Source organism: Thermaurantiacus sp., assembly GCF_053487655.1.
The window spans coordinates 35,986-47,693 of record NZ_JBRCLD010000064.1 but is presented as its reverse complement, the minus strand read 5'-3'; the positions used below and the strand labels follow the sequence as shown (position 1 = coordinate 47,693).

The window sequence follows — 11,708 nt, the reverse complement described above, 5'->3', positions numbered from 1 at the left end:
CGGGTTCGGGTGCGGGTTCGGGTGCGGGTTCGGGCTTGGTCTCGGCTGCCGGGGCGGGCTTTGCCGCCGCTGTGCCGGCCTCGATCCGGGCGATGAGGGCGCCAACCTCGACGGTCTCACCCACTTTCGCAAGCTGTTCCGCCAACACACCGGCAACGGGTGCCGGTACTTCCACTGCCACCTTGTCCGTCTCGAGGCTGACGATAGGCTCGTCAGCTGCGACCGCGTCGCCGACCGCCTTCAGCCATTGGCCGACGCTTGCTTCGGTCACGCTTTCGCCAAGCGGGGGGATGAGGACATCGGTTGCCATGCGCGCTCCCTTCAGGCCGCTTTCGCCTTGCTGCTGCCCCGCAACGTCGAGCGGATGGCGGAGCGGATTTCGGCCGGGGAATGGCCGAGGGCCTCGGCGACCAGCTTGGCCTGCTCAGCGACGTGGCGGCGGGCAAGCCCAGTTGCGGTGGCAGCCGAAGCGGCGCGGCCGGCATAGAGCGGCCGGCGACCAAGGGCAGCTTCGATCAGCGGCGCAACAAAGCTCCAAGCGCCGGCATTCTGCGGTTCCTCCTGCGCCCACACGACGGCCTCGAGCTTGGGGAAGCGGGCCGCGTAGCTCGCCACAATATCGCCCGGGAAAGGATAGAGCTGCTCGATTCGAAGAATGTAGAGATCCTCGCGGCCTTCGGCGTCACGGGCATCGGCAAGGTCGTAATAGACTTTCCCGGAGCAGAGGATGAGCCGGCGGACTCGGTCAGGATCGGGCGTCGTGAGATCATCGAGCACGCGGTGAAAGCTCGTGCCTTCTCCCAGCTCATCGAGCCGGGATACCGCCCGCCGGTGCCGCAGCAGCGATTTTGGCGTCATAAGGACGAGGGGTTTGCGGAAATCGCGGAGCATCTGCCGGCGGAGGATGTGGAAGTAATTGGCGGGCGTCGTGCAGTTGGCGACCTGGAGATTGTCCTCGGCGCAGAGCTGGAGGAAGCGCTCGAGGCGGGCGGAGCTATGTTCTGGACCCTGCCCTTCGAAGCCATGCGGCAGCAGCAGGACAAGGCCGTTGGCACGCAGCCATTTGGCCTCGCCCGAGGCGATGAACTGGTCGATCATCACCTGGGCGCCGTTGGCGAAATCGCCAAACTGGGCTTCCCACAGGACAAGGCAGCGCGGGTCGGCCAGGGCATAGCCATATTCAAAGCCGAGCACGCCAAACTCGGACAAGGGGCTGTCGAGGATCTCGCAGAAGCCACCGAGAGTCTTGAGCGGGACATGCTTGGCGCCCGTCTTCTGGTCGACCCAGACGGCATGGCGCTGGGAGAAGGTGCCACGCCCCGAATCCTGGCCTGAAAGCCGCACCCTGTGGACGGGCGGGACAGCAAGGAGGCTTGCGAGCGCAAGCTCCTCGGCCGTTGCCCAGTCGAGGCCCTCGCCGGCGGCAATTGCATCATCTCGCGCCCGGAGGATGCGCGCGAGCGTCGGGTGGATGGTAAAGCCTTCCGGGACCGTGTGCAGACGGTGCCCAAGGTCGCGCAGAGTTTCGCACGCCACGCCCGTCTCGGCGCCGCGGCGGGCTGTGACCGGGTCTTCGGGTTGGTGGATGCCGGCCCAGCGGCCGCCGAACCACTCCGCCTTGCCAGGGACAAAGGCTTTTGCTGCTTCGAACTCCGCCTCAAGGCGCGCGACGAACGTGTCCGTCATCGCACGCACATCGGCCTCGGTAACGAGCCCCTCGGCGATGAGCCGCTCCGCGTAAAGTTCTGCAACCGGGCGATGCGCGCGGATTTTTGCGTACATGAGCGGCTGGGTGAAGGCCGGCTCGTCGGTCTCGTTGTGGCCGAACCGGCGGTAGCACCACATGTCGATGACGACATCACGGTTGAAGCGCTGGCGGAACTGGGTTGCGATCTTGGTCGCGTAGGTCACGGCCTCGGGATCATCGCCATTCACATGGAAGATGGGCGCTTGCACAAGCTTGGCGACATCGGAGGGATAGGGTGAGGAGCGGGCGAAGGCAGGCGAAGTGGTGAAGCCGACCTGGTTGTTGATGATGAAATGGACGGCCCCGCCTGAGGAATAGCCAGGCACGCCCGAGAAGGAGAGGCATTCGGCGACGATTCCCTGGCCGGCGAAGGCAGCATCACCATGGAGAAGCACGGGGAGCACGGCGTCTTGCGCGCTGTCATCGCGGTCGGTGCCGGCTTCATTGGCAAGAAAATCCTGCACTGCGCGGGCCTTGCCCAGCACCACCGGGTTGACCGCCTCAAGGTGCGAGGGATTGGGAGTGAGCGAGAGGTGGACCGTATTGCCGTCGAAGCTGCGGTCTGTCGAAGTTCCGAGATGATATTTGACATCCCCTGAGCCGCCCACTTCGTCCTCGTGCGCTGAGCCGCCGGAGAACTCATGGAAGATGGTCTGGAAGGGCTTGGCCATGACGTTGGCGAGCACGTTGAGGCGGCCGCGGTGGGGCATGCCAATCACAATTTCCGTGACGCCATGGGCGCCGCCCACCTTGATGATCGACTCAAGTGCAGGGATGGCGGCCTCGGCGCCTTCAAGCCCGAAGCGCTTTGTGCCCACATATTTGCGCGCCAGAAACTTCTCGAACTGCTCGGCTTCGATGAGCTTGTTGAGGATCGCCTTCTTGCCTTCAGGCGTGAAGTGGATTTCCTTGTCGCGGCCCTCGAATTTTTCCTGGAGGTAGCGGCGCTCCTCGACATCGTTGATGTGCATATATTCAAGGCCGACATTGCCGCAGTAGTTACGGCGCAGGAGCTCAACGAGCTCGCGGACCGTGATGGTCTCGATCCCACCGAACATGCCGCCGAGATAGACGGTGCGATCCGGGTCCGTCAGACCATGGAACTCGGGCGTGAGATCGGCGGGAAGCGGGCGAGACTCGAGGCCCAGGGGATCGAGATTGGCAGCAAGATGGCCTCGCACCCGGTAGGTGCGGATGAGCATGACCGCCCGGATCGAATCCGCTGCCGCCTCGTGCGCGGAAGGAGCTGGAGCCGCGGGTGCTGCGCGGGCAATAGCAGCTGCCGCCCTGGCGCCATCGATGCCGGGCGCAAGGCCCGCATCGAGCGCAAGCGTCAAGTCATCCGCAGGAAGAAGCGGCCAGTCATCCCGCGCCCAGCTGGGACGTAGCGCGGATTCCAACATCAGATGGTCAAGCATGGGAAAGCCCTGGCAGAACGCAAGCCAACCTAGTCTTTTGCTGGCATGGGCTCAACCGCACGAGCGGATGATGGCCTCTGACATGGCAGTCATGCGGAAAGCGTGTCCTTGAGAGTCCGGCCGAGCTCGGAGGGGCTCGGCGAGACAGAAATGCCGGCAGCTTCCATGGCGGCGATCTTGTCTTCCGCCTTCCCCCGCCCACCGGAGACGATGGCACCGGCATGGCCCATGCGCCGGCCTGGCGGCGCCGTAGTGCCGGCAATGAAGCCGACCATGGGCTTGGCCCGGCCGCGCCGTCTTTCATCGGCAATGAAGGCGGCAGCTTCTTCCTCGGCCGAGCCTCCGATCTCACCGATCATGATGATCGATTGCGTCTCCGGATCTGCCAGGAAGAGTTCGAGCATGTCGATGAAGCTGCTGCCATTGACTGGGTCGCCGCCGATGCCGACTGCCGTTGTCTGGCCGAGGCCAACGGCGCTTGTCTGGAAGACGGCCTCGTAAGTGAGCGTGCCCGAGCGCGAGACGATGCCGACCGAGCCTTTGGTGAAGATGCTGCCCGGCATGATTCCGATCTTGCATTCGCCAGGCGTCAGCACACCGGGACAATTGGGGCCGATAAGGCGCGACTTGGAACCTTGAAGCGCGCGCTTGACTGGCACCATGTCAAGGACCGGGATTCCTTCAGTGATGCAAACGATGAGGGGCACGTCGGCGGCGATAGCCTCGAGGATGGCATCTGCCGCCCCCAGGGGCGGGACGTAGATGACACTGGCGTCCGCGTCTGTTGCGGCTCTTGCTTCTGCGACGGTGTCGAAGACGGGAAGCCCGAGGTGGGTGGTGCCGCCCTTGCCTGGCGAGACACCGCCGACCAGCTTCGTGCCATAGGCAAGAGCCTGCTCGGAGTGGAAGGTGCCCTGCCGGCCAGTGAAGCCTTGGCAGATCACCCGAGTGGCGTGATGCACGAGGATGGACATGGCTCAGGCCCCCCTGACTGCTGCCACAATCTTGCGGGCGGCGTCCCCCAGATCATCGGCAGGGACGATGTCGAGGCCGGATCGGGCGAGAATCTCCTTGCCCAACTCGACATTGGTCCCTTCGAGGCGGACGACGAGCGGGACCTTGAGATCGACCTCCTTCGCCGCCGCGATAATGCCCTCGGCGATGATGTCGCAGCGCATGATGCCACCGAAGATGTTCACAAGAATGCCCTCGACCGCCGGGTCGGCGAGGATGAGCTTGAAGGCTTCTGTCACCTTCTCGCGGCTGGCGCCGCCGCCGACGTCGAGAAAATTGGCTGGCTCGCCGCCCGAAAGCTTGATGATGTCCATGGTTGCCATGGCAAGCCCGGCCCCGTTGACGAGGCAGCCGATGTTGCCGTCGAGCTTGATGAAGGCGAGGTCATGGCGGGAGGCCTCGATTTCGGTTGGCTCTTCTTCGCCAAGGTCTCGCAGGGCCAGGATCTCGGGGTGGCGAGAAAGGGCGTTTGAATCGAAGTTCATCTTGGCATCGAGCACGAGGAGGCGGTCCCCGGAGATGGCAAGCGGGTTCACTTCGATCTGCGAGGCATCGAGTGCGACGAAGGCCTGGTAGAGCTTTGCGGCAATGTCTGTCGCCTGGCTGGCGAGATCGCCGGTAAGGCCAAGGGCTGCTGCTACACGGCGGCCATGGTGGGGGCGCCACCCCGTCGCCGGATCAACTGTCAGCGTGACAATCTTCGCGGGCGTCTCGTGGGCGACCGCCTCGATGTCCATGCCGCCTTCGGTTGAGATGACAGCGGCAATCCGGCCCGAGCTGCGGTCAACCAGGAAGGCGAGGTAGAATTCGCGGTCGATATCGACGCCGTCGGTTACGTAGAGGCGCTGGACCTTTCGGCCTGCCGGGCCGGTCTGGACGGTAACCAGCGTGTTCCCCAGCATCTCGGCGGCGTGGGCCTCGACTTCGGCCCTGGTGCGGGCGAGGCGGACTCCGCCCTTCGCTTCCGGCGGGAGTTCGATGAACCTGCCCTTGCCGCGGCCGCCGGCGTGGATCTGGGCCTTGACGACGTAGAGGGGGCCGGGGAGCATATCGACCGCGGCGGCGGCCTCCTCGACCGAGAAGGCGGGAACGCCCTTCGGCACCGGGACCCCGAAACGCGCGAGCAGCTCCTTGGCCTGATATTCGTGGATGTTCATAATGTCTCTCTCAGGCAAGCGCCGGTTCAAGCGTGCGGCAGGTTGCGACCAGCTCGCGCACTGCATCAACCGAGACCTGGAAATTGGCGCGGGCGGCCGCATCGAGATCGATCTCGACAATGCGCTCGACGCCGCCGGCGCCGATGATGACGGGGACGCCGACATAGAGGTCATCGACTCCATACTTGCCAGTCACGTGCGCAGCGCAGGGGAGGAGGCGCTTCTGGTCCTTCAAATAGCTCTCGGCCATCGCAATTGCCGAGGCGGCTGGCGCATAATAGGCAGAGCCAGTCTTCAAGAGCCCGACGATCTCGCCGCCGCCACTGCGCGTCCTCTGGACGATCGCATCGATCCGTTCCTGGGTGCTCCAGCCCATGGCGACAAGATCGGGAACGGGGATCCCGGCGACGGTCGAATATTGCACAACCGGCACCATGGTATCGCCATGACCGCCGAGCACGAAGGCGGTCACATCTTTCACGCTCACGCCGAACTCCTCGGCGAGGAAGTGGCGGAAGCGCGCGGAGTCGAGCACGCCGGCCATGCCGACCACCTTGGCATGCGGAAGCCCAGAGAATTCGCGCAGCGCCCAGACCATGGCGTCCAAGGGGTTGGTGACACAGATGACGAAGGCGCCGGGCGCGTGGGCGCGGAGGCCCTCCCCCACCGCCTTCATGACCTTCAAGTTGATGCCAAGGAGATCGTCGCGGCTCATGCCGGGCTTGCGCGGGACTCCTGCGGTCACGATGACGACATCAGCGCCAGCGATGTCGGCATAATCCTGGGTGCCGCGAAAGCGCGCGTCAAAGCCGTCGACAGGGGCGGATTGCGCGATGTCGAGCGCCTTGCCCTGTGGAAGCCCCTCGGCGATGTCGAAGAGGACCACATCGCCCAGCTCCTTCAAGCCGATGAGGTGGGCAAGCGTGCCGCCTATCATGCCGGAACCGATGAGCGCGATCTTCGGGCGAGCCATGACATCCCCTTCCTGTTGTGCGCGGGCGGGCCTAGCCTCTCAAGCCGGCAGGGGCAACGGGGGCACGCGTAGGTAGCACGGCCTGGGCCTGCTGGCGCGGCGGCTGGGACACAGCGTCTTGCCCCTGCCCACTGCCATCCCCAAGAGGGAGCTCAGGCGTGCGCGCGGATGCCGTGGCCTTCGGCCATATAGGCGGCCGACTGCATTTCGTGGAGGCGGGAGACGGTGCGGGCAAACTCGAAGCTGCCATCGCCTTCTGGATAGAGGCCCTCCGGCGGCGCGTCGGCGCCGATCACCAGCTTCACCCGCCAGTCGTAGAGCGCATCGACGAAGGCGACAAAGCGGGCAGCAGCATTGCGGCGCTCGGGCCCCATCACGGGAACACCGACCAGAAAGACGGTGTGATAGGCCTGGGCGATGGCAAGATAATCCTCAGCGCCATGGGGGCCCTCGATGAGCTTCTTGTAGGAGAAGACGGCAACGCCCTTGAGCGACTTGGGGACATGGAGGGTGCGGCCCGAGGGGAGCGCAAGCTCGGCAGTCGGCACATGGGCGCGGTCCTCGACCGGGAAGTCGGTCAGGCGGAAGAAGAGCTCGGCCATCGCGGCAGTCGTCTTGGGCCCGTTCGGGACATGGTAGACCGGAAGCCCCGCCATCCGTTCGAGGCGGTAATCGACCGGGCCGTCGAGGCGGAGCACATCGAGCCGGGTTTCGAGAAGCGCGATGAAGGGGAGGAAAAGCTCGCGGTTGAGGCCGTCCTTGTAGAGCTCGGCTGGCGCGCGGTTGGAGGTGGTGACGATGGTCATGCCAGCGCCAAAGAGCCCATCGAAGAGACGCGAGAGGATCATGGCATCGGCAACGTTGGTGACCTGCATTTCATCAAGGCAGAGCAGGCGCGAGTCGGCGGCGAGCCCCGCTGCGACCGGCGGGATGGGGTCGCCTGGATCGGCGGTGCGCTGGCGGGCGATACGGGCGTGGACCTCGAGCATGAAGGCATGGAAATGGACCCGGCGCTTGGTGACGCCTTCGGCATGGCGGAAGAAGAGGTCCATCAGCATCGACTTGCCGCGGCCCACGCCACCCCAGACATAGGCCCCGCGCACGGGAGCGGGCCTGGCGCCGAACAGGCGGGCGAGCCGACCGGGAGGAGGGGTGGCAAGGGCCGTGGCGAGACGGTCGAGGTGGGTGGCGACTGCCTCCTGGTCGCAGTCGGGGCGGAGTTCGCCTCTTGCAACAAGCGCGCGATAGGCGGAAAGAACGCCCGTCACCGGGCGGCCCGGGGCACTTTCCGCAAGATCCCGTGCCACTGGGCGACGAGGTGGGTGCCTTCGTCCTGGGTGAGGGTGCCAGCGACCCAGACCAGCTTGCCGGTTTCCTTGACGATGTGGCCGCGCCCTTCGAGCACCCGGCCGACGTGGCCGGGCCCGAGGAAGTCGGTTGCGGACTGGAGGGTGACCGCCGCCTGGGTTTCAAGCATGTGGCGGATGGTTGCGAACATGGCGACATCGACGAAGGCCATCAAGAAGCCGCCGTGGAGAAAGCCGAGGCCATTGGCATGGCGGCGCGCGGTCTCAATGGCAGAGACGACCTCGCCATCGGCCTCACGATAATAGACATCGCCAAGATGGTCGACAAAGCGCCCCTCGGGGCGGGCGTGCCAGCATTTCCAGCCCGCCCAGGGCCCGTCTTCCACCAGTTTCGCCGGCATGGCCCTGCGGCTAGCGGGGTGGGCGAGGCGGCGCAAGCGGATCTCGGGCACGCGCGTGACGTCGGACGGGTTCCCGGCGGCGCCGTAGCAAATCCACGGCTCTGCCGGGCCCCGCCGGCCGCGCGCTACGCGAGTCTGCGCACGATCGCTTCGCCATCGCTGCAGCCGCTATGCCGGCGTGACGTCGGACGGGACCAGCGCCCTGCCACCGGCGGTCGGCAAAGCCGCCGCCTGCGGCCTGCCCCAGCCCGCTGGCCGCGCGCTTCGGCGTGTCCGCGGACCAGTGCCCTGGCACAGGCCGCGGCCGCCTACGCGCGTTCGAGCATCATTTTCTTGATTTCGGCGATCGCCTTGGCGGGATTGAGGCCCTTGGGGCAGACAGTCGCGCAGTTCATGATGGTGTGGCAGCGGTAGAGGCGGAACGGGTCTTCGAGGGCGTCGAGCCGTTCGCCAGTTGCTTCATCGCGGCTGTCGGCGAGCCAGCGATAGGCCTGGAGGAGGATGGCGGGCCCCAGAAAGCGATCGCCATTCCACCAGTAGGAAGGGCAGGAGGTGGAGCAGCAAGCACACAGGATGCACTCATAAAGGCCATCCAGTTTCGCCCTGTCTTCAGGGGCCTGGCGCCGCTCCTTCATATGGGGTGCAGGTGTGACCGTCTGCAACCACGGCTTGATCGAGGCATATTGGGCGTAGAAGTGGGTCATGTCGGGGACGAGATCTTTCACCACTTCCATGTGCGGCAACGGCGTGATGGTGACCTCGCCAGGCACGTCCTCGATGGCACATGTGCAGGCGAGCGTGTTGGAGCCGGCGATGTTCATGGCGCAGGAGCCACAAATGCCTTCGCGGCAGGAGCGGCGGAAGGTGAGCGTTGAGTCGACTTCGCCCTTGATCTTGATGAGGGCGTCGAGGACCATGGGGCCGCAGTCGTCAAGGTCAATGGTGTAGCGGTCGAAGCGGGGGTTTTCGCCCGAGTCCGGAGACCAGCGGTAGATCTTGAAGGTCTTGGTGCGCTTCGCGCCCGCGGGCGCGGGGTAGCTCTTGCCGGCGCCGGTCACCCGGCTGTTGGCGGGAAGGGTGAATTTGGCCATGGTCAGTACACCCTCGCCTTGGGCTTGATGTAGTCGATCTCGTCGGTGAGCGTCCGGGTGTGGACGGGGCGGGTGGCAAGCGTGACGGCGCCGTCGCGGAACCACCCGATCGAATGCACCATCCATTTTTCGTCATCGCGCGCTGGGAAATCCTCGCGCATGTGGGCGCCGCGGCTTTCGGTACGGTTGCGCGCGGCGTGCATGGTGACAACTGCCTGGCCGATCATGTTGTCGAGCTCGAGCGCCTCGATCAGGTCGGTGTTGAAGACGAGGCTCCTGTCCGAGATGCCGATGTCGGCCATCTGCTGGTAGACTGCATCGATTCGGCGCACGCCCTCGTCGAGGATTTCGGCGTCGCGGAAGACGCCGCAATTGGCCTGCATCGTCTTCTGCATGGCAAGGCGCAGCTGGGCGGTCGGCGCCTCGCCCTTCGCATGGCGGAGCGAGTCGAGCCGCTGCAGCGCAAGGTCTGCTGCATCCTTCGGCAAGGGCGGCAAGGTGGTCATCGGCTTGACTGTCGCTCCAATCCGCTTGCTGGCAGCGCGGCCGAAGACGACAAGATCGATAAGCGAGTTGGAGCCGAGCCGGTTGGCACCGTGGACCGAGACACAGGCCGCCTCGCCGACTGCATAGAGGCCGGGGACGACGGAGTCCGGATCGCCGTCCTTCACGGTCACCACCTCGCCCCAATAGTTGGTCGGAATGCCGCCCATGTTGTAATGGACCGTGGGCACCACCGGGATGGGCTGGCGGGTCACGTCGACTCCGGCGAAAATTTTCGCGGTCTCCGAGATGCCAGGCAGCCGCTCAGCGAGGATCTTTGGGTCGATGTGGTCGAGATGGAGGAAGATATGGTCCCCTTCCTTGCCGACGCCACGGCCCTCGCGGATTTCCTGGGCCATGGAGCGGGAGACGACATCGCGGCTGGCGAGATCCTTGGCGGAAGGTGCGTAGCGCTCCATGAAGCGCTCGCCGGCAGAATTGGTGAGATAGCCACCCTCCCCGCGCGCGCCCTCAGTGATGAGGACTCCAGCGCCGTAGATGCCCGTTGGATGGAACTGGACGAACTCCATGTCCTGCAAGGGGAGCCCAGCGCGGAGCACCATGCCGCCACCATCTCCTGTCGAGGTGTGGGCAGAGGTGGCAGAGAAATAGGCTCGGCCATAGCCGCCCGTTGCCAGCACGACCGCATGCGCCCGGAAGCGGTGGATGCTGCCATCTTCCATGCACATGGCAACGACACCGCGGCACTCGCCGTTCACCATGATGAGGTCGATGGCGAAATATTCGATGAAGAAGTCGGCATCATGCTTGAGGCTCTGCTGGTAGAGCGCGTGCAGCATGGCATGGCCCGTGCGGTCGGCCGCTGCGCACGTGCGCTGGGCAGGCGGCCCCTCGCCCATGTTCTGCGTCATGCCGCCGAAGGCGCGCTGGTAGATGCGCCCGTCTACCGTGCGGCTGAAGGGCACCCCATAATGTTCAAGCTCATAGACGGCAGCTGGCGCTTCCCGGCAGAGATATTCGATCGCGTCCTGGTCCCCGAGCCAGTCGCTGCCCTTGACAGTATCATACATGTGCCAGGTCCAGTGATCTGGCCCCATGTTGCCGAGCGCCGCGGCAATGCCCCCCTGGGCTGCCACGGTGTGCGAGCGGGTGGGGAAGACCTTGGTGATGCAGGCGGTCTTGAGACCCGCCTCGGCGATGCCCATGGTGGCGCGAAGCCCCGAGCCGCCAGCGCCGACGACAACGGCATCATAGGCGTGATCGATGATGGTGTAGGCGTCAGCCATTTGAGGCTCCAGCGGCAATGCTGGTGAAGGCAATCTTCAGGATTGCAAATAGCGAGGTTGCTGCGACTGCCACCGCATAGAGGTCGAGCAGAAGGAGGAGAAGACGCCGGCTGCCAGGGGCAGCGACATAATCTTCCAACATCACCTGGACGCCGAGGCGCATGTGCCAGGCTGTCGAGAGGACCAGGAGGAGCATGGGGATGGCGTTGAGGGGCGATGTGAGCCAGGCAGTGACCGTGGCCCGCGAGAGATCGGGCAGGAAGACGAGGCTTACGACGAACCAGATGCCGAGAAGAAGGTTGCCAGCCGCAGTCAAGCGCTGGAGCCACCAGTGATGCGTGCCCGAGTGGGCGGCACCCAGGCCGCGCACTCGCTTGAGGCCGGACGCGGAACGGAACGCCGTTGCCATCAGCGGAAGCTCGGACCGAAGAAGAACAGGGCCCAGAAGCCGCCAGCGAGCAGCAGCGCGCCGACGAAGACCAGAATGGCCGAGGCACGGGCCGTGCCGAGATCATAGCCCCAGCCGGAGTCCATGAGGAGATGGCGGAGGCCGGAGAGGAGATGCTGGGCTGCCATCCAAGAGAGGCCAATCCAGACCAGCCAGCCAAATGGCGAAGTCGCGACATCGGTGAAGGTCGCATAGGCTGCGTCAGACGTGGCGGCAGCAATCAGCCACCATGCAAGCGACAGCAGGCCGAGCAAGGCAAGCGCATGGCCCGACACCCGGTGCAAGATCGAAACGGCCATGGTGGGGCGCCATTTCCAGATCGACAGATGCGGCGAAAGTGGTCTTGTCATGCCCATGTCCTT

The 11,708-nt window shown here is 65.2% G+C and carries 11 protein-coding genes; all 11 read right to left on the bottom strand.

Annotation, left to right across the window (positions count from 1 at the left end):
• On the bottom strand, window positions 1-310 hold a 310-nt coding region (locus ACWIQA_RS06960; protein ID WP_448582341.1), incomplete at its 3' end, for a biotin/lipoyl-containing protein.
• 11 nt (window positions 311-321) lie between these two features.
• Complete coding sequence (locus ACWIQA_RS06955; RefSeq protein WP_448582340.1) at window positions 322-3,165, bottom strand: 2-oxoglutarate dehydrogenase E1 component; 2,844 nt, start codon at window positions 3,163-3,165, stop codon at window positions 322-324.
• Window positions 3,166-3,254: 89 nt separating this feature from the next.
• Window positions 3,255-4,139 (bottom strand): succinate--CoA ligase subunit alpha, encoded by an 885-nt coding sequence (gene sucD, locus ACWIQA_RS06950; RefSeq protein ID WP_448582339.1) that lies wholly within the window; start codon window positions 4,137-4,139, stop codon window positions 3,255-3,257.
• Window positions 4,140-4,142: 3 nt separating this feature from the next.
• Entirely contained in the window at window positions 4,143-5,336 is a 1,194-nt protein-coding gene (gene sucC / locus ACWIQA_RS06945; RefSeq protein WP_448582346.1) for an ADP-forming succinate--CoA ligase subunit beta, read from the bottom strand.
• A gap of 10 nt (window positions 5,337-5,346) precedes the next feature.
• Window positions 5,347-6,309: a malate dehydrogenase gene (gene mdh / locus ACWIQA_RS06940; RefSeq protein ID WP_448582338.1), complete on the bottom strand. Its 963-nt coding sequence runs from the start codon at window positions 6,307-6,309 to the stop codon at window positions 5,347-5,349.
• Window positions 6,310-6,461: 152 nt separating this feature from the next.
• Window positions 6,462-7,577 (bottom strand): cell division protein ZapE, encoded by a 1,116-nt coding sequence (zapE, locus tag ACWIQA_RS06935; protein WP_448582337.1) that lies wholly within the window; start codon window positions 7,575-7,577, stop codon window positions 6,462-6,464.
• Complete coding sequence (locus ACWIQA_RS06930; protein ID WP_448582336.1) at window positions 7,574-8,017, bottom strand: PaaI family thioesterase; 444 nt, start codon at window positions 8,015-8,017, stop codon at window positions 7,574-7,576. The genes zapE and ACWIQA_RS06930 overlap by 4 nt, the downstream gene beginning before the upstream one ends.
• A gap of 308 nt (window positions 8,018-8,325) precedes the next feature.
• On the bottom strand, window positions 8,326-9,108 hold the full coding sequence (locus tag ACWIQA_RS06925) for a succinate dehydrogenase iron-sulfur subunit (protein ID WP_448582335.1): 783 nt from the start codon (window positions 9,106-9,108) through the stop codon (window positions 8,326-8,328).
• 2 nt (window positions 9,109-9,110) lie between these two features.
• The gene (gene sdhA / locus ACWIQA_RS06920) at window positions 9,111-10,898 is read right to left on the bottom strand and encodes a succinate dehydrogenase flavoprotein subunit (protein ID WP_448582334.1); all 1,788 of its coding nucleotides are present in this window, start codon (window positions 10,896-10,898) and stop codon (window positions 9,111-9,113) included.
• The gene (sdhD, locus tag ACWIQA_RS06915) at window positions 10,891-11,307 is read right to left on the bottom strand and encodes a succinate dehydrogenase, hydrophobic membrane anchor protein (RefSeq protein ID WP_448582333.1); all 417 of its coding nucleotides are present in this window, start codon (window positions 11,305-11,307) and stop codon (window positions 10,891-10,893) included. The genes sdhA and sdhD overlap by 8 nt, the downstream gene beginning before the upstream one ends.
• Window positions 11,307-11,696: a succinate dehydrogenase, cytochrome b556 subunit gene (gene sdhC, locus ACWIQA_RS06910; RefSeq protein WP_448582332.1), complete on the bottom strand. Its 390-nt coding sequence runs from the start codon at window positions 11,694-11,696 to the stop codon at window positions 11,307-11,309. Before sdhC ends, sdhD begins: the two co-directional genes overlap by 1 nt.
• Between the last annotated feature and the right edge of the window lie 12 nt (window positions 11,697-11,708).